General features: G+C 72.8%; 16 protein-coding genes. 9 read left to right on the top strand and 7 right to left on the bottom strand.

The features are described 5' to 3' along the window. Positions 1–345 (top strand): IS5/IS1182 family transposase (locus tag G011_RS0126990; protein ID WP_019611190.1); only part of this gene is annotated, 345 nt, incomplete at its 5' end. A gap of 337 nt (positions 346–682) precedes the next feature. Here G011_RS0126990 and G011_RS30345 read toward each other — a convergent pair. Beyond that, a complete protein-coding gene (locus G011_RS30345; protein WP_369757423.1) occupies positions 683–1,066 on the bottom strand; it encodes a tyrosine-type recombinase/integrase in 384 nt (127 codons plus the stop codon). Positions 1,067–1,335: 269 nt separating this feature from the next. Between G011_RS30345 and G011_RS0126980 the strand changes: the two genes are divergently transcribed. Beyond that, the gene (locus G011_RS0126980) at positions 1,336–1,569 is read left to right on the top strand and encodes a hypothetical protein (protein WP_026338701.1); all 234 of its coding nucleotides are present in this window, start codon (positions 1,336–1,338) and stop codon (positions 1,567–1,569) included. 359 nt (positions 1,570–1,928) lie between these two features. Here G011_RS0126980 and G011_RS0126975 read toward each other — a convergent pair whose 3' ends face one another. The 3 genes from G011_RS0126975 to G011_RS0126965 all read right to left on the bottom strand — a co-directional run bounded on the left by G011_RS0126975 (position 1,929) and on the right by G011_RS0126965 (position 5,023). Beyond that, positions 1,929–2,915 (bottom strand): hypothetical protein, encoded by a 987-nt coding sequence (locus tag G011_RS0126975; RefSeq protein ID WP_019611187.1) that lies wholly within the window; start codon positions 2,913–2,915, stop codon positions 1,929–1,931. 146 nt (positions 2,916–3,061) lie between these two features. Beyond that, complete coding sequence (locus G011_RS0126970; protein ID WP_019611186.1) at positions 3,062–4,027, bottom strand: LuxR C-terminal-related transcriptional regulator; 966 nt, start codon at positions 4,025–4,027, stop codon at positions 3,062–3,064. A gap of 273 nt (positions 4,028–4,300) precedes the next feature. After that, complete coding sequence (locus G011_RS0126965) at positions 4,301–5,023, bottom strand: PepSY domain-containing protein (protein WP_019611185.1); 723 nt, start codon at positions 5,021–5,023, stop codon at positions 4,301–4,303. Between the two features lie 172 nt (positions 5,024–5,195). Here G011_RS0126965 and G011_RS0126960 point away from each other — a divergent pair, with 172 nt between their 5' ends. The 4 genes from G011_RS0126960 to G011_RS0126945 all read left to right on the top strand — a co-directional run bounded on the left by G011_RS0126960 (position 5,196) and on the right by G011_RS0126945 (position 8,928). Further along, positions 5,196–5,861, top strand: coding sequence for a response regulator transcription factor (locus G011_RS0126960; protein ID WP_013155543.1), 666 nt, complete (start codon positions 5,196–5,198; stop codon positions 5,859–5,861). Then, complete coding sequence (locus G011_RS0126955; RefSeq protein ID WP_019611184.1) at positions 5,858–7,231, top strand: HAMP domain-containing sensor histidine kinase; 1,374 nt, start codon at positions 5,858–5,860, stop codon at positions 7,229–7,231. Before G011_RS0126960 ends, G011_RS0126955 begins: the two co-directional genes overlap by 4 nt. A 357-nt stretch (positions 7,232–7,588) precedes the next feature. Continuing rightward, positions 7,589–8,296 (top strand): hypothetical protein, encoded by a 708-nt coding sequence (locus tag G011_RS0126950; protein ID WP_026338700.1) that lies wholly within the window; start codon positions 7,589–7,591, stop codon positions 8,294–8,296. A 50-nt stretch (positions 8,297–8,346) separates the two neighbouring features. Beyond that, on the top strand, positions 8,347–8,928 hold the full coding sequence (locus G011_RS0126945; protein WP_019611182.1) for a hypothetical protein: 582 nt from the start codon (positions 8,347–8,349) through the stop codon (positions 8,926–8,928). A 175-nt stretch (positions 8,929–9,103) separates the two neighbouring features. Here the strand turns inward: G011_RS0126945 and G011_RS0126940 are convergent, their stop codons facing one another. Continuing rightward, positions 9,104–9,760 carry an NAD(P)H oxidoreductase gene (locus tag G011_RS0126940; RefSeq protein ID WP_019611181.1) on the bottom strand — a complete coding sequence of 219 codons (657 nt, stop codon included), beginning with the start codon at positions 9,758–9,760 and terminating at the stop codon, positions 9,104–9,106. A gap of 81 nt (positions 9,761–9,841) precedes the next feature. Between G011_RS0126940 and G011_RS0126935 the strand changes: the two genes are divergently transcribed. Further along, positions 9,842–10,912, top strand: coding sequence for an AraC family transcriptional regulator (locus tag G011_RS0126935; protein ID WP_026338699.1), 1,071 nt, complete (start codon positions 9,842–9,844; stop codon positions 10,910–10,912). Between the two features lie 199 nt (positions 10,913–11,111). On the opposite strand, the gene G011_RS0126930 is transcribed toward G011_RS0126935, so the two are convergent. Further along, positions 11,112–12,212 (bottom strand): cytochrome P450, encoded by a 1,101-nt coding sequence (locus tag G011_RS0126930; RefSeq protein WP_019611179.1) that lies wholly within the window; start codon positions 12,210–12,212, stop codon positions 11,112–11,114. Next, positions 12,194–13,522 carry a cytochrome P450 gene (locus G011_RS0126925; RefSeq protein WP_019611178.1) on the bottom strand — a complete coding sequence of 443 codons (1,329 nt, stop codon included), beginning with the start codon at positions 13,520–13,522 and terminating at the stop codon, positions 12,194–12,196. The genes G011_RS0126930 and G011_RS0126925 overlap by 19 nt, the downstream gene beginning before the upstream one ends. A 259-nt stretch (positions 13,523–13,781) precedes the next feature. Between G011_RS0126925 and G011_RS0126920 the strand changes: the two genes are divergently transcribed. Both G011_RS0126920 and G011_RS0126915 read left to right on the top strand, forming a co-directional pair. After that, on the top strand, positions 13,782–14,531 hold the full coding sequence (locus G011_RS0126920; RefSeq protein ID WP_013155551.1) for a hypothetical protein: 750 nt from the start codon (positions 13,782–13,784) through the stop codon (positions 14,529–14,531). A 205-nt stretch (positions 14,532–14,736) separates the two neighbouring features. Further along, positions 14,737–17,331: a glycoside hydrolase family 9 protein gene (locus G011_RS0126915; RefSeq protein ID WP_019611177.1), complete on the top strand. Its 2,595-nt coding sequence runs from the start codon at positions 14,737–14,739 to the stop codon at positions 17,329–17,331. The last annotated feature ends 74 nt before the right edge of the window (positions 17,332–17,405 follow it).

The following is a 17,405-nucleotide window of genomic DNA, read 5'->3' as shown; positions in this document are numbered from 1 at the left end:
AGGCCCCGGACCCGCCCGGACCGGGTGCTGGGCGACAAGGCCTACTCCAGCCGGGCGAACCGGGATCACCTCAGGCGCCGCAAGATCAAAGCGACCATCGCCCAACCCAAGGACCAGCGTGAGCACCGCCGCCGCAAAGGGTCGGCGGGCGGCAGGCCCCCGGTCTTCGACCGGAAGGCCTACCGGGGCCGCAACACCGTGGAGCGGTGTATCAACCTGCTCAAGCAGAACCGGGCGGTCGCGACCCGCTACGACAAGCGGGCCACGATCTTCGACGGGACCGTGTTAGTGGCCTCGATCCGGATCTGGCTCCGAGACCTCACCCGTATAAAAAACAGTGCCTAGGGCAAGTAATCGGATCCGAGATATGGCCTGGTAGAGGCAAAGCGGTCGAGGCAGACTCACTGGAGCCGTTGGTGCACCCGTAAGGGTGCACCAGAACGGCAAAGGTCGTGAACCTGGAGGGTGCACGGGGTCCAGTACAACGTGGGGGAACAGGGGACAACGGGGTAACAGTCAGCGGCGTGGCCTGCGACTTCCCGCATTCACGCAGCTCACGGCACTGGTGCTGGGCAGTTCGATTCCCGTCATCCGCTCCACGCAGCGCAAGGCCAGGTGGATCGGTGCAAACCGAACACCTGGCCTAACGCGTTTCTGGGGGTCCGTACGGGCCGCGTGCCCGTTACGTGCCCGATGCTCGGACCGCAGCACCCGCAGAGGGTGAGCTTTCGCCGTGGCTCGCACGGGTCCGGCGCAGCTCCTCGGCGGCCCTCTCCCCCAGCCGGTCAGCCAACTCCTGAGCGCGTTCGTCGCGCGCGTGGAGGTAGACCATCGCCGCCCGGGGAATGGAGTGCCCCATCCGCTTCATCAACTCCCGCAGGGACGCCCCGGCCTCGGCCGCGTAGGTGTTGCCGGTGTGCCTCAGGTCGTGGAGGTGGACGTCCTCCAGGCCCACGGCCGCGCAGGCGTCGGCCCAGTACTTCGTGAAGTTGCTCCGGCGGAGCTGGTTGCCGCGCACCCCGACGAACACGAACCCGCCCGGCCCGGGTGCCAGCTGTTCTCCCACCGGGTCCGCCGAAACGGCCCCTTGCGCTTCGTACAGGCGGAGCATCGGGATTCCAGGGTGGATCCGCACGGAATGTCGATGACCTCGGTGGCACCAGTGGCGATGTTCGTGCGTCGAAGGGACACGGGGCGGATGTACACGCCGTGGTCGGCGGCGACCTGTTCGGCCACCTCACAGGCCAGCGGTTGCGCGAGGCGTTCGGCCGGGGTGGACTTACCGGTAGGCGTCGGCATCCGCCCACCCCCGGTGTCGAGGAGAAGGAGCACCCCATGCGGATCGTCGGAATCGCGAACCTGATCATGGCGCTCGTATGGGTACCGATCGCGATCTTTGCCCCCTACGAGGGCGACGGCCTGGTCAAGCATGCCCAAGTCTTCAACGCGGTGGCCTCCTCCGCAGTTACCGTCGTATGGATCGCTTTGGAAGCGGCCCGGTACCGCGCGCAAAAGAGGAGCAGCCAGCATCAGGTGGGCTCTCCCCCCGAGGAGAAATCGTCTCCGTAGCCCTCAGCCATGGCAGTGATTTCGGTGTCGGAGACCTAGGCGGCCCGCACCCGGTCCGGGGGCGAACGGTTGCCGTTCGGAAGAAACCAGCTTCCGACGTGCGAAGATCCCGAGGCGCCCGGTAGTGGTGTACGGCCATCAAGGGTGACCACCACCAGCGTCACCGGGCGTCGTCTCCACCGCCATCCGAAACGCTCTCGCCCAGGGGTGGTCCCCGGCCTCCCCCGGGTCAGCCCACCACACGAAGCTCTAGGACCCGAACACCGCGTCCGGCGCGGGCCCCGTTCAAGGACGGCCCCGGTGTGCGAAGCGGCTTCGCGCACCGGGGGCCGTCTTCGTGTTCCGGGCGCACCCACGCCTCAGGCCGGTGACGCGGCTCCGGACGGCGACGCGGCCGTGACTGCCGAACGCCTCCACGCGAGCGCCACCAGCCCGGCGGCCGCACCCACGCACACGACCTGCCCCACCAGGCCGAAGGCGCTGTACCCGTGCACCCCGAACTGGATCATGAACCCCGCCCAGCAGTAGGTCGCCACGGCGCCCGCGACGGCGCCCAGGGTGTGGCGGACCGTCCAGCCCGCGCGGCCCGAACTGACGAGGAGGACCGCGCCCGCGGTGAGCGCCAGGGAGAACATCACCGCGAGCGTGACCGCGGCCGGGACCACCCCGTTCTCCTGGACGAGGATGAAGCCGCTGCCGCACACCAGCGCCACGGCCACCAGGGCGAGGGGGTGGGGCACGCGGCCGTCCCGGGCCCGACCGGGTCGCAGGAGCAGTCCGCACACGACGCAGGCCGCCACCAGGGCCAGCACCACGGCGACCTGCGCGGGAGAGGCGAAGAACCGGTAGGTGTGGTAGTTGCCGAGCCCGAGCAGCGCGCCGCCCAGGAGGTAGACCACGGCCACGGCCACGGTGCCCGGCACCCGCAGCCAGGGCTCGCGGGCACGGGCGGGGAAGAGGAGTTCGACCAGCACGATCGGCACCAGGATGCTCCACACGCTGTGGATGCCGACGACGTAGGACGACCACACCGGGCTGGTGCCCAACTCGGGCGTCCAGCCGTACTCCAGCAGCCCCAGCCCGAGGTACTCACGGTTGAAGAGGGTCCCCAGCACGATGCCCTCCTCGATGAGGCCGTAGCCGACGGCCAGGGCGAACATGGTGGGGTAGCCGCGCCCCAGCCGGCGGGTCACCTCGCGGATGAGCAGGGCGCCCCCGCCGTACAACAGGACGAGCGGAAGCAGCATGAAGGCCCATGTGGCGGGCTCGGGCGTGATGTTCCCCAGGAGGTACTCGCCGACGAACGGGGAGAGCACCAGCAGGACCAGTGGCGGGATGAGGCGCATGACGGCCTTTCACGTCGGTGAACAGGGCGGATGTCACCGAAGTTAGGGACCCGGAGCGGGCGCTTCCAGGGTCGCGGGGCCGATCGCGACGAACGGACCGCCCCGCGGGGCCGTGTCACGACGAAAGTCGCACCGGGCCCGGCGCCTCAGCCGAACCAGCGGGCGGCCATCAGTGCGAGCTGGGTGCGGTTGCCGCAGTCGAAACGGCGCATCATCCGGGACACGTGCCCCTTGATGGTGGCCTCGCTCAGGTAGAGCTCGCGGGCGATCTGTGCGTTGGAGGCGCCCGTGGTCAGCAGGCGCGCGATCTCGCCCTCGCGCTCCGACAGGGTCGGCCTCTCCACCCTGTCGGGTTCGGGGGCCTCCTGTTCCCCCTCCGCTCCGGCGTCCGCCACGTCGATGCGCACGGTCAGCCTCGGCCCGGAGGCGGCGCCGGGCACGTTGAGCCCCTGTAGTGCGACCGTGCGCAGGTCGCGTGCCTGGGCCGCGGCGGTCTCGTCGCGCGCGGCCGCCAACATGCCCTCCGCCCGCAGTGCCACCAGGAGAAGCGCCTGCCGGGCGTCCCCCGTGTCGGCCCCGGTGGAGACCGGCGGGACGACGGGGCGCGACAGCCTGTCCCGGCGTGCCTCGTCGAGCCGCTGCACGGTGGCCACCAGGGCGCCGCCCAGGACCGGAACCGACGAGGCGAGCAGGCTCGGCACCAGGGGGGCTCCGCCCTGCGCGGTGACGACCGCCGACACGGCCGCGGCCGCCGACGACAGCGCCACACCGGACACCAGCTCGGTCATGCTCCGGGCCCGGCGCACGAGGTTGAGGGTGCCGAAGGCGAGCGCTAGGACGGTCCAGGGAACCGCGCCCAGCCGCAGCAGTTCGCGCAGGGCGGGTTCGAGGGCGATGCCCAGGGTCACGACCGCGACCACGCCGGTCACCACCGCGGAACGGCCGGTGAGCCGCCAGCCCAGCGCGGTGGCGCCCAGTTGCACGAGGGTCGAGGCCAGGACGACGGCGGCGGCGTGGGGCGCGATCAGCAGACCCGCCGCGCCGCCGAGCACGGCGGCGGCGGCCAGCACGAGGGCGGGCAGGCCGGTTTCCCATCGGCTCGGGTCGGTCACGGGACCGATCCTAGGGCGGGTCCGCCGCCGATCGCGGGTCCGTTCCCGTTCCCCCATCCGTCTCCGCCGTGCAACGCGGGTCCGTTCCCGTATCCGTCCCGCCGTGCGCAGCCCCGCAGGAGCCGAGCCGCCGATCGCGGGTCCGTCCCCGTCCCTCCCCGCCGCGCGACGCCCCGCGAGCGCGAACGGGGCGGCGCCTCGGACGCGGCCTGCCCCGACCGCGCCCGAGGCGCCGCCCCCGACGGTCCCCGCACGGGACGCGCCCCGCGGCCGTCAGTCCTCGGCGCGCACGTCCACGGCCTCGCCCGCGGCGTCGAGGATGACGTCGTACTCCTGGCCGTCGGCGCCGCGCACCTCGGCCTCCCAACCGTCCCAGCCGTCCTCGTCCTGACGCTCGACGTCCACGGTGGTCGCGCCCTCGCCGACCGCGGCGGCGGCGTTGGCGGAGACCGTCTCGCGGTCGGCCGCGGCCTGCTCACCGGTGTTCTGCCAGGGGGCGGGGCCGCCGTCGGTGTCGCGGAAGGCGGTGCCGTTGACGGTGAACACGTCGGCGTCGTCGCGGTCCTCGTCGTCATCGTCGTCCTCGTAGCGCACGCCCAGGGTGACCTCGGTGCCCTCCAGGCCGCGCAGCTCGTCCAGGAGCGGCTCGACGGTGCCGTTGCCGTCGAAGTCCTCCAGTTCGGGGTTGGTCAGCAGCCACTCCTCCGGACCGAAGTCGACCTCGACCCCGGACACGGACCAGTCGTCGACGTCGTCCCCGGCGCGCAGCTCGCCCACGAGCTGCTCCAGCCCGTCGACCGTCCGGGTCGAGGGCCCGCTCTGCCGAGACTGCTCGTTCCCGCCCGTCTCGGAGTCGGCCCCGGCGGTGACGCCGGTGAGCGCGATCGGGGCCACCTGCTGCTCGGGGTCGCCGGCGACCAGGTAGCCGACCGTGCCCACGGCCAGCAGCCCGGCGGCCGCGGCGGAGGAGAGGATGATGATGGTCTTGGTCTGCATCGCGGATCCCTTGCTCGCATGCTCGGAGGTCTGTGTACCACCCAGCATGCGGCGGCGCGATGATGGCGGCATGAGGTCCACATGAGGGTCTTCTTCATGTTGCGCTCAGGGACGGTTCAGCGGCCTCCGCCACGGTGGGAGGCGACACGGGGAAACGGGGAGGGGCACGGCCTTGGCGATTCTGGTGGTGGAGGACGAGGAGGGGATCGTCTCCTTCGTGCGGCGCGGGCTGGAGACGGCCGGTTACCAGGTGCTCACCGCGGCCGACGGGATCGACGGGCTGACGATGGCCCTGTCGTCGGACGTCGATCTCGTCGTGTTGGACCTGGGGCTGCCGGGGATCCCGGGTGAGGAGGTGCTGCGGCGGCTGCGCGCGCGCCGCCCCTCGGTGCCGGTGATCGTGCTCACCGCCAAGGACGCCGTGAGCGACCGGGTCGCCAACCTCGACGCCGGGGCCGACGACTACATGGTCAAGCCGTTCAGCGTGAGCGAGCTGCTGGCCCGTGTGCGGGCCCGGCTGCGCGGCGGCGGCCAGGAACGCGGCGACGTGCTGGCCGCGGGCGGTGTGGTGCTCGACCTCGGGGCGCGCACCGCCTCGGTGGAGGGGCGCACCGTCAACCTGTCGGCACGTGAGTTCGCGCTGCTGGAGGTGCTCATCCGCCATCCGACGCAGGTCTTCTCCCGGCCCCAGCTGCTGGATCGGGTCTGGGGCTACGACTTCGACGGCGCCTCCAACGTGGTGGAGGTCTACGTCAGCCAGCTGCGCCGCAAGCTCGGCAGCGAGCGCATCCAGACGGTCCGCGGCGCCGGGTACCGGCTCGGGGACGGCGCACGGTGAGCCTCACCGGCCGGGTGGTCCTGCGGTCGCTGCTGGTCATGGCCCTGGGCATCGGCGGCGTCGCCCTGCTCACCTACGAACTGGTGCGCGTGTCGGGCCTGGCCGACATCGACCACCTGCTGCGCGAGGAGTCGGCGCTGGTCGGCGACGCCCTCGACGGGCGGCTGCCCGCCGCCGCCGGACTCGACGGCGTGGTCTCGGGTCCGGAGGCCGAGCGCGCCGCCCGCCAGGCGCTCGCCGTACGCCCCAGCGGAGCCCGCCACGTGACGCTGGTGACCGTCAACGGCGTGCGGTTGCAGAGCACCGGGGGCCCCTCGCGCGTCGCGGGCCTCATGCGCGGCGGCGACGCCCCCGAACCCGAACCCGGGACCCTGCGCACGCTCGACACCGACGCGGGCCCGCTCCGGGTGCTCGACACCCGGGTCGTGGACGACGCCGGTGACACCCTGGCCGTGGTCACCGTCGCCGCCCCGCTCGACTCCACCCGGGACGCGGCGGCCACCGTCCTGCTGTGGGCCGGTCTCGCCGGGGTGATCGGCGTGGTCGGCGGAGGGGTCGTGCTGTGGCTGGTCGTGCGGCGCACCCTGGGTCCCGTGCGGGAGGTCTCCGACGCCGCCAAGGCCATCTCGCCGGCCGACCTCGCCACCCGCGTCCCGGTGCCCGCCACCCGCGACGAGATCGCCGAACTGGCCACCGAGATCAACCAGATGCTGACCCGCATCGAGCAGGCCGACAGCAACCGGCGCCGGTACCTGGCCGCGATCTCCCACGAGGTGCGCACCCCCCTCTCCGTCGCCGAGGGGCACCTGGAACTGCTGGGCACCGCGGAGGCGGCGGTCGTGCGCGCCGAACTCGACCGCCTGCGCCGCGTGCTGGAGGACCTCATGGCGGTGGCCCGCGGCGGCGACGAGATCGACGTCCGCGTCGAGGCCGTGTTCCTGCCCGACCTGTTCCACGACGTGCGGGCCCGGCTCGACGCCCTGCCGCACGCCGACGCCGTCACCCTGGAGGAGCCGCCGCCGGACGTCCTGCTCGGCGACCAGTCACGCCTGGAGCAGTGCCTGGCCAACCTCACCGCCAACGCCGTCGACCACAACCCGCCCGGCACCCGCGCCACCGTGACCGCCCGCGCAGGCGAGGACACGATCACCCTCACCGTGGCCGACGACGGTCCGGGGATCAGCGCCGAGGTGCTCCCCCACGTGTTCGAACCGTTCGTCACCACGCGCACCACCGGATCGGGGCGAACCTCGGGGCTCGGCCTGTCGGTCGTGCGCTCCCTGGTCGAGGCCCAGGGCGGTGCGGTGGGCATCGACAGCGGCCCCTCCGGCACCGTCGTCACGATCACCCTTCCGCGCGCCACGCCCTGACCGGTCCCGCACGGGACCGGGACCGCGCGTCCGGCGACCCGGGGCGCGTTCGCTGTCCACACGGGCCCTCCGGTGGAATTCCCCTTCGCCGCGAACCCTTCACCACGAAGGGCGGAAACGGGAACTCCCCCGAAAGGAAGAGCGCTTTCCGGGGCGGACGCCCCCTCCGCTCCGGCGCGCGGGCCCGTCGGCGCACACTCCGCGGGGAGGCCGTAATCCCCGCCTCCCGTGATAGTCTCGTAATATCGCCGCAACGCCCCTCACCTGCACGTACGCCCGTTACGGGCGCCTGACCCGACCGTGGCCGAGTTTTGGGCGGGCCTTGGGGGGCAGTGCGATATGGCAGGAGGTGCTCCGATGGAGACCGGAATAATTGTCATCATCGCCTTAGTGGTGGTGGTCGTCATCGCCGGAGGAATCGCGATCGCCGCGCGGTCCTCGATCCTTCCGGCCCGGCGCACCGCCCGGCTGAAGAAGCGTTTCGGCGCCGAGTACGACCGCGCCGTGGAGGTCCACGGCAACAGGACGGCCGCCGAGAACGACCTGTCCGAGAGGCTCCGCCGCCGCGACAACATGAGGCTCCGCGAGCTGAGCGACCAGCAGCGCGTGGCTCACACCGAGACGTGGGCCGCGGTGCAGCAGGAGTTCGTCGACGACCCCGTCCGCGCCGTCCGCGACGCCCGCGGACTGGTGGAGGCCATCATGGCGGACCGCGGCTACCCCGGCCCCGCGTCCGCGGCCGACAGTGAAGCGGCCTTCGACCAGCGCCTCGACGACCTGTCGGTGGACCACTCCGCCGCGGTCACCGGGTTCCGCCGGGCGCACGCCACCGGGAGCCCCGCCGAGGCGGGTCGGAGCGGCACCGAGCACCTGCGCGAGGAACTGGTGTCCTACCGCGATCTGGTGGAGTCCCTGCTGGGCGGCCTGCCGACGGCCGACGGCACGACGAACCGGAGCCCGGGCGCGGGGCGGACCGCTGTCGACCACACCGCTCCGGCCGCGGGCACGGAGCGCACCGCTGTGGAGCGGCCGCGCCGTGAGAGGGGACCGGAGGCGGGCCTGTGACCGGCCCCGGCAGCTTCTCTGCGAGGAACCGACGACACGAGGAGGCGGACATGGTGGAACGCGTACCCGGCCCAGGCACGAGCCGGGAGACCGAATCGGACCAGTACCGGGCGCGGACGCCCGGAACCGGGCCCGGCCCCCGTACCGCGGAGCCGGTGACCGTCGACGCGGAGGTGAACGATCCCGGACGCGGGGCCGGCTCCGGATTCACCGGTGCTCCTGGTCCCGACCGCACGGATCCCGTCGGCGGTGACCACACCGGCCCCGCCGGACACGCCAGGCCGGGCGGACGCGGAACCGCGCCGGGCCGGGTGCCGGAGCAGCCGGGCGCCGGAACGGACCGCCCGGGCCCGGCGGACGGGCCCCGGGCGCGGGGCGCGAAGCTCGAACGCGTCCGGGAACGCTGGAACGCGACGCAGGGCAAGTTCGTCGACGACCCCCACGGCGCCGTCCGCGAGGCCGACGCGCTGGCGGCTGAGGTCGCCGACGCCGTGGTCGCGGAGATCGAGGAGCGCCGCTCCGCGCTGCGGTCCGCGTGGAACGAGGGAGAGGGCACGGACACCGAGTCGCTCCGGGTGGCCCTGCGCGACTACCGCTCCTTCGTGGAGCACCTGGTCAACACCAACACCTGACGGCGTGCGGACGCCGCGAGCCGTCCCGGGAGGGGCCGCCCACCGCCGAGCGCGGGGGCGGCCCCTCCCGTCGCGCGTCCGCCACTCGCCCCCCGACGGGGACCCGCGCGCGGGTCCCCGTCCCCCGGCCGGAGCCCGGGCGGCCCACCGGAAGCGGTCTGCCCCACCGGTCGGCTCATCCGGCGAGGAGCTTGTCGACCGCCGCCTCGGCCTCGGCGAACAGCTTCTGGTAGTGGCGCTCCCGGGCCGCACCGGACAGGTCCTGGGCCTCGCTGTCGAACAGCGCGGCCGTGTGGACGTCGAAGATCCCGCAGTACTCCGAGATCCCCCGGCGCAGGGGCCCGTCGAGCAGGTCGAACACCAGGTCCGCGTTCTGCTCCCCCTCGGCGAGCCCGGCCAGGGCCAGCCACAGCATCCGCTTGCCCGCCATGGGGGACCTGCTGCGGCCGTACGCGAGGCCGTAGTTCCACACGCGGTCGATCCAGCCCTTGAGCAGGGCCGGCAGCCCGTACCACCACACGGGGAAGACGGGGACGATGAGTTCGGCGGCGTGGACGCGGCGGATGTGGGCGTGCACCTCGTCGGAGTAGACCTTGTCCCGGTTGCCGTAGTCGGGTTCGTCGGCCTCGCTGTTGCGGGGGTCGAACCCCTCGGCGTGCAGGTCGAGCAGGTCGACGCGGTACCCGGCCGCCTCCAGGCGCGCCGCGGCCCGTGCGGCCACGGCGGCGGTCAGGGAGTCCGGGCGGTGGTGGGAGACCACGACCAGCGCGGTGCGTCCGGTCGGCGTGAGGGGCTCGGAGGTCTCGGAAGCTGCGAAGGGCTCTTGGTTCATGACTCCAGTACAGACCAGCGGGCGTGGACGTTCCATAGCTGAAAAGCTGCGTTTCTTTGGCGTTCGTCTACACTCGTTCCCATGGACCCTTTGAGCGACATGCTCAGCGGCATCCGCTCCGCTGGAGCCTCCGTCAGCCAGGCCTCGCTGGAACCGCCCTGGACGATCCGCTTCACCGGCGGCGCGCCGCTGACCATGCTGACGGTGATCAGCGGCGGCGGTTCGGTGGTCATGTCCGACGGGACGGCCCTCGCGATCAGCGCGGGCGACACCGCGCTCGTGCGCGGACCCGACCCCTTCCACCTCGCGGACAGCCCCGCCTCGCCGCGCCGTCCCCACCGGGACCACGAGATCGACTGCCTCGACCCGGACGCCGGGGGCGGGCCGTTCAGCGCTCACCCGGTCGGCCTCCCCCGGCTCGACGGCTTCCGGGACGGCGACCCCGGCGGCGGACTCCCCACCGGGCTCCCGAACGGCGGGGCCCCGGACGGCGGCCTCCCCGACGGGGCTCCCGAGGGCGCCACCACCCTCCTCGTCGCCGCCTACCGGGCCACCCGGAGCCGCCACGAGCGGCTGCTGCGCACCCTGCCGCGCACGCTGGTCCTCACCGAGGACGCCGAGAGCGTCTTCTGGCTCGAAGCGGCGAGGGACGCCCTGTCCCGGCGCCACCTGCCGGGCGGCCAGGCCCTGGTCGACCGCGTCGTGGACATGGGGCTGGTGTGCAGCCTGGCCTGCTGGTTCGAGCAGGAGGGCGCCGACGCCCCCGCCTGGTACAGGGGGGCCGTGGACCCGGTGACCGGTCCCGCTCTGGAGGCCGTCCACCGGCGTCCGCACGAGCCGTGGACGGTGGGCGCGCTGGCCGCCCGGGCGGGGGTGTCGCGCGCGCTGTTCGCCAAGCGCTTCACCGAGGTCGTGGGCCAGTCGCCCCTGGGCTACCTGACCGAGTGGCGGATGTACACCGCCGAGGAGCTGCTGTCGGACCCCGACCTGAGCGTGGCGAAGGTGGCCGGGGCCGTGGGCTACGCCGACCCCTCCTCGTTCAGCACGGCCTTCAAACGGCTGCGGGGGCTGAGCCCGCGCGAGTTCCGCCTGCGGAACCTGCTGCCCGAGACCGGCACCGCCCCTGGAACCGGCGCCGGGTCCAGCCCCTGATCCAGGCCCGGCCCGGGACCGAAGCCAACCCGGGAGCCGAACCAGCACCAGCGGCTGCACCCGTTCCACGAGCCGGGCCGACGACTTCGACCTGTCGGTCCACGACGTGTTCGGCCTGGGCCACACCCGCCCCAGGAACCAGACCGACCGGGAGCCGCACCCGGCCCGGGGCCGCGACCGCTCCCCGGGCCGGACGGCCTCAGCCCCAGACGACGGGGAGCGCGGCCCGACCGCTCGCCACGATGGACGGGGCCTGCTCCACCTCCGCCCCCTCGGCCAGGCGCAGGTCCGGGAAGCGCGTGAAGAGCGCCTCCAGCGCGGTCACGCCCTCCAGCCGGGCCAGCCCCGCGCCCAGGCAGAAGTGCGGACCGTGCGAGAAGGCCAGGTGCCCCCGCTGCTCCCTCCGCAGGTCGAAGGCGTGCGCGTCCTCGCCGTGGCGCCCCGGGTCGCGCCCCGCCGCGCCGAAGCCCATGAGCAGCGCCTCCCCCGCGGGCACGCGCGTGCCCGCCAGGGTGACGTCCTCGGCCGTGTAGCGCAGCGGCAGGTACTGGATGCTGGCGTCCCAGCGCAGGGTCTCCTCGACCGCGTCGGCCCAGGAGGCGCCGCCGGACCGCACCAGCTCCAGCTGGTCCCGATGGGTGAGCAGCGCGTGCACGGCGTTGGTGATGAGGTTCATCGTGGTCTCGTAGCCCGCGCCGATCATGAGGATCAGCGTCCACACCAGTTCGGTGTGGGAGAGCCGCTCGTCGCCCTCGGCCCGCGCCTGGAGCAGCGCGCTGGTGAGGTCGTCGCCCGGCTCACGGGACTTGCGCTCGGCCAGCTCCGCCAGGAAGGCCTGCATGTCGGCGTTGGTCTGCGCCGCCACCTCCGGGGTGGTGGTCGCGTCGAAGACCCGGTGCATCAGGGTGTGCAGGGTGCCGCGGTGCTCCGCCCCGACCCCGAACAGCTCGGAGATGACCGTCATGGGCAGCGGCAGCGACAGCGCCGCCTTGAGGTCCACCGGTCCCGGCCCGGCGGCCGCGAGGCCGTCGAGCAGTTCGGCGGTGATCTCGGTGATCCTCGGGCGCAGCTCCTCCACCCGGCGCGGGGTGAACGCCTGTGAGACCAGGGTCCGCAGGCGCCGGTGGCGGTCGCCGTCCGCGGTGAGCATGTTGTCCGGGGCCACCCAGGAGATCAGCGGCCAGTCCATGGGGATCTCGCCCTGCGCCCACGCCCGCCAGTGCCGCGCCTCCTTGCGCACGCCGGGGTGGGCGAGGGCCTCCATGATGACGTCGTGGCCGGTCAGCGCCCGAACAACCACGCCACCAGTGATCTCAACCTCGACGACGGGGCCGCGGTCACGGAGTCCGGCTGTCTGTCGGTGGAGGTCGTAGGGGTGGAGGACGGGGATGTCTGCTGCCATGGCGGTGTTCCCTTCGGGGAGTCGGGCGGAAATTCCACGGGGAGTTCGGCCAGGGCCCGCGCGAACGGGGAGACGCGCCAGCGCGGGGCCGGGTCGGTCACGCGCAGGCCGCGCAGGCGCCTGGTGAGGACCTCCACGCCGACCTGGGCCATGGTCTGGGCGAACCCGTGGGCCGGGCAGCGGTGCGGGCCGACCCCGAAGGCCAGGTGGGCGCGGGTGACGTGCTCGATGTCGGGTCCGTTCTCGGCCATCGCGCTGTGGGCCGCGGCGTAGCCGAGGAGGATGGGCTCGCCCTTGCGGATGACCCGTCCGCCGCTGATCTCCACGTCGCGCACCGGGTAGAGGACCGGGTAGTTGGTGATGGGCGGCTCGCGCCACAGGACCTGCTCGACCACCTCGTCGATCCCGACGAGGGCGCCGTTGAGGGCCCGGCTCACCTCGGGGTCGGTGAGGATCGTGTGCGTGGCGGCCGTGATGAGGTTGGCGGTCGGCTCGGCGCCGGCGCCGATGGTCACGACGAGCTGGTGCAGCATCTCCTCGTCGGTGAGCCCCGCCCGGTGCTGGAGCAGCCAGGTGGTGATGTCCTCCCCCGGCGACGCGTGCTTGTGCGAGATGGCGTCGGACAGGGCGCGCTCGTACTCGGCGTTGGCGCGCACGACGTCGTTGCCGTCCCACAGGTCCACGAGCGAGGTCAGGACGCGCTCGCCGACGTCGCGCGAGAAGCCGAACAGGTCACAGATGACCAGCAGCGGCAGCAGGCGGGCGTACTCGGACACCAGCTCCGCGCTGCCGCGTTCGACGAAGGCGTCGATGAGGCTGTCGGCGTGGCGGCGGGTGCTCTCGCCGACACGGCTCTCGGGCACTCGGCCCAGGGAGTCGACCACCGACCGCTTGAGGCGGGCGTGGGCGTCGTCGTCGGCGAAGAGCAGGTTGGGGCGGTAGGCCATCATCGCGGCCACGGGGGCGTCGTCGGGGACGCGCCCCTCGGACCAGTCGAGCCAGAGCCGGGAGTCGCGCCGGAAGGTGCGGCTGTCCCTGCACCAGGCCGTGATGAGGGCGTAGTCGGCGACCACCCAGGCGCTGATCCCTGGGGAGATCTCGGCGGGGAAGACGGAGCCGTGTTCCTCGGCCATCCGCGCGTAGACGTCGTGCGGGTCGGCGTGGAACTCGGGGGCGTGGAGTTCGGCGTAGGGGCAGCGGGAAGCCAACGTTTTCCTGTTCTACAGGGGGGTTCGAGAGCCGCGCCAGTCTAGTACCGCGACATGTCCGTTGTTCCTTCCGTCCCATCTGTTCCACCCCCGCGGAACGGGGGGAGCGCCCGCCCTCCTCCCGGAGTCCCGGAGGTGCCCGGTCAGCGGCGCGAGTTGTAGCATCGTGGCCGGATTCCTCCCCCCTGCAACCCGCTCCTCCGGTCCCGGCGAAGGCCGTGCGGCGGGGCTTCCTCGACACACACGGGAACGGACGTTCATGGACGCTGAAGACACCCAGGTCATGACCAGGACGGGTGAGTTCACCAGCACCACCCTGAGCTGGGAGACCTCGGTCCGGGGTCGGGTCGCGGCGGCGGTCGACCGCCTCTCCGGGCCGCTGTCCGACCTGCTGGAGCGCGACGCCAACGACGGCGACACCCGCATGCTCGTCGCCGACTTCTTCAGCGTCGGCCTGAACTTCAGCAAGTACCAGGACATGACCACCCAGTACCGGACCAGCGGGGACTCGATCGACTACGCGATCGTGCTGGACGGCAAGCTGTTCGCGCCGGTGGAGGTGCGCCGGGTCGGCCAGGAGCTCGACCAGCGCAACATCCAGGTGTCCCGGCGCCTGGCCGTCGAGGAGGGCGCCGAGTGGGTGATCCTCACCAACGGCCGCCTCTGGAAGGTTTACCACCTGCGCCCCGACGAGGGCGGCGGCAACCGGCCGGTGGAGGTCATCGACGTCGACCTCACCGACGCCGACGCCTACCAGCGCAACATCGACGCCCTGTTCCACATCACCCGCGAGGCCGTCGACCGCGGTCGACTGGACACCCTGCGCGGGTGGAAGGAGGCCGTCGAGGCGGCCCCCGTCGCCGAGGTGCTGCGCAGCGACGCCGTGGTGGACGCGGTCCGCGCGCAGCTGCGCGCCGCCACGGGCCACCTGGGGCACACGGGCGACGCCGACGAGGTGCGCCGCGCCCTGGTCGAGGAGGTCATCGCGCCGGGTCTGCTCAAGGACTGACGCCGGTGGCGGGCCCGGTCCCCGGGGCCGGGCCCGCCCCGCTGTTCACCGGTTTCACTCCGGACTGCTTTCGCCTCCTCCGCCGCCCGCCGGTTCGTGCGTTTGCCCCCATTGACAGCTGTGATACACGACACAACAATGGTCATACTATTGGGAGCGCTCCCAGTGCTTCCGGCCGCTTACCCCCCAGCGGAAGGACCCCCCGTTGAGTCCGGCACGAAGAAACCGCGCGGCGGCGCTCGGCGCCGCAGCCGCACTCGGCACGAGCCTCCTCGTCGCCTCCCCCGCCCAGGCCGACGACGAACCGGTCGAGCAGATCACCAACGGCGACTTCTCCGACGGCACCACCGGCTGGTGGGCGACCGAGGGGATCGACCTCGCCGTCAGCGAGGACGGAGCCCTGTGCGTCGCGGTCCCCGGCGGCACCAGCGACCCGTGGGACCAGATCGTCGGCCAGAACGACATCCCCCTCGTGGCGGGGGAGTCCTACTCCCTCACGTTCACCGCCTCCGGCGCCGACGGCCTGCCCGTCCGCGCGCTGGTCCAGGAGCCCGTCGACCCCTGGCGCACCGAACTGGACGAGCGCCCCGTGCTCACGCCGACGGCGACCGGGTACGAGTACGTCTTCACCGCGTCGGCCGAGATGGCCGACGCCCAGCTCGCCTTCCAGATCGGCGGAGCCGAGGAGGACTGGACGTTCTGCCTGGACGACGTGTCGCTGCTCGGCGGCGCCGAACCCCCGGTCCACGAACCCGACACCGGCCCGCGCGTCCGCGTCAACCAGGTCGGCTACCTCCCGCAGGGCCCCAAGAACGCCACCGTGGTCACCGACGCCGAGGAGGCCCTGCCCTGGCGGCTGGCCGACGCCGGGGGCGCGGTCGTGGCCGAGGGCGACACCGTGCCGTACGGCCTGGACGAGTCCTCGGGGCAGAACGTGCACACCGTCGACTTCAGCGGCTTCACCGGGACGGGCGAGGGCTACACCCTGACCGCCGACGGCGAGACCAGCCACCCCTTCGGCATCACCGCCGACCCCTACGCCGCCCTGGCCACGGACGCCCTGGACTTCTACTACACCCAGCGCAGCGGTATCGAGATCCTCGACGAACTCGCCCCCGGGTACGGGCGCGAGGCCGGGCACTCGGGCGTGGAACCCAACCAGGGCGACACCGACGTCACCTGCCACCCCTCCGCCCCGTGCGACTACTCGCTCGACGTGTCCGGCGGCTGGTACGACGCGGGCGACCACGGCAAGTACGTGGTGAACGGCGGCATCTCCGTCCACCAGCTGATGAGCGTCTACGAGCGCGCGCACACCGCGCCCACCGGTGACCCCGCCCGGGTCGCCGACTCCACCCTGTCCGTCCCCGAGCGGGACAACGGCGTGCCCGACGTCCTGGACGAGGCCCGCTGGGAGATGGAGTTCCTGCTGTCCATGCGGGTCCCCGAGGGCGAGGAACTCGCGGGGATGGCCCACCACAAGGTCCACGACGAGCGCTGGACCGGCCTGCCCCTGCTGCCCTCCGAGGACCCCCAGCCCCGCTACCTGCACCCGCCGTCGACGGCGGCCACGCTGAACCTGGCCGCGACCGCCGCCCAGTGCTCCCGCGTGTTCGCCCCCTACGACGCCGACTTCGCCGCGACCTGCCTGGAGGCGGCCGAGACCGCCTGGGACGCCGCGGTGGCCGAACCCGAGCGCTACGCGACCGTCGGCGGCGAGGGCGGCGGCGCCTACGACGACGACAACGTGGCCGACGAGTTCTACTGGGCCGCCGCGGAGCTGTACCTGGCCACCGGGCACGGGGACTACGAGGAGGCGGTGGTCTCATCCGAGCTGCACACCGCCGACGTGTTCACCTCCGCCGGGTTCGACTGGCGCTGGACCGCACCCCTGGGCCGCCTCCAGCTCGCCACCGTGCCGAGCGGGCTCGACGGGCGCGACGAGGTCCGCGCCTCCGTCGTGGAGGGGGCCGAGCAGTACCTGGCCGACGTCTCGGAGCACCCCTACGGGCTGGCCTACGACCCCGAGGGCGGGGTCTTCGCCTGGGGCTCCAACAACCTCGTGCTCAACAACATGGTGGTGATGGCCAGCGCCTACGACATCGGCGGTGACACGCGCTTCCGCGACGCGGTCCTGGAGGGCATGGACTACATCCTGGGCCGCAACGCCCTCAACCAGTCGTACGTGACCGGGTACGGCGAGAACGACGCGGTCAACCAGCACAGCCGCTGGTACGCCCACCAGCTCGACCCGCGCCTGCCCAACCCGCCCGAGGGCACCCTGTCCGGCGGGCCCAACTCCGACACCGGCACCTGGGACCCGGTCGCCCAGTCCAACCTGGACGGGTGCGCCCCCCAGTTCTGCTACATCGACCACATCGACTCGTGGGCGACCAACGAGCTGACCATCAACTGGAACTCCACGCTGGCCTGGGTGTCCGGGTTCGTCGCCGATCAGGGCGACGCCTCCCTGCCCGCCGGGTCCTCCTGCGAGGTGGACTACGTGGTCCACGGCGAGTGGCACGACCGCTTCAACACCCAGGTGACCGTCCGCAACACGGGTGACGAGCCCGTGAACGGCTGGGAGCTGGTGTGGTCCTTCCCCGGCGGCCAGACCGTGGAGCGCCACTGGAGCAGCGCGCTGGAGCAGGCCGGGCACGCGGTGACCGCCGTGAACGCGGACTGGAACGGGACCATCGAGCCCGGCGACGAGGTGACGTTCGGCTTCATCGGCACCCTGACGTCCGGGGCGAACGCCGTGCCCGCGAGGTTCGCCCTCAACGGTTCGGTCTGCAGCTGACCCGTGGGCGGGGCGACGACGGCGCGCCCGCCCACGCTGTAGGACCCCCTTGGAGGACGGGGCCCCTCAGGAGA

Origin of the sequence: Nocardiopsis sp. CNS-639 (assembly GCF_000381685.1) — a bacterium.
Classification (GTDB): Bacteria; Actinomycetota; Actinomycetes; order Streptosporangiales; family Streptosporangiaceae; genus Nocardiopsis; species Nocardiopsis dassonvillei.
Note: the sequence above shows the minus strand (reverse complement) of the source record. Positions and strands in the feature narration are given on the sequence as shown.

Coding starts and splice junctions, on each gene's coding strand:
- G011_RS0126940 (WP_019611181.1), bottom strand. CDS start 9,760: ATGAACCAAGAGCCCTTCGCAGCTTCCGAGACCTCCGAGCCCCTCACG.
- G011_RS0126935 (WP_026338699.1), top strand. CDS start 9,842: ATGGACCCTTTGAGCGACATGCTCAGCGGCATCCGCTCCGCTGGAGCC.
- G011_RS0126950 (WP_026338700.1), top strand. CDS start 7,589: ATGGAGACCGGAATAATTGTCATCATCGCCTTAGTGGTGGTGGTCGTC.
- G011_RS0126980 (WP_026338701.1), top strand. CDS start 1,336: ATGCGGATCGTCGGAATCGCGAACCTGATCATGGCGCTCGTATGGGTA.
- G011_RS0126945 (WP_019611182.1), top strand. CDS start 8,347: ATGGTGGAACGCGTACCCGGCCCAGGCACGAGCCGGGAGACCGAATCG.
- G011_RS0126975 (WP_019611187.1), bottom strand. CDS start 2,915: ATGCGCCTCATCCCGCCACTGGTCCTGCTGGTGCTCTCCCCGTTCGTC.
- G011_RS0126965 (WP_019611185.1), bottom strand. CDS start 5,023: ATGCAGACCAAGACCATCATCATCCTCTCCTCCGCCGCGGCCGCCGGG.
- G011_RS0126920 (WP_013155551.1), top strand. CDS start 13,782: ATGGACGCTGAAGACACCCAGGTCATGACCAGGACGGGTGAGTTCACC.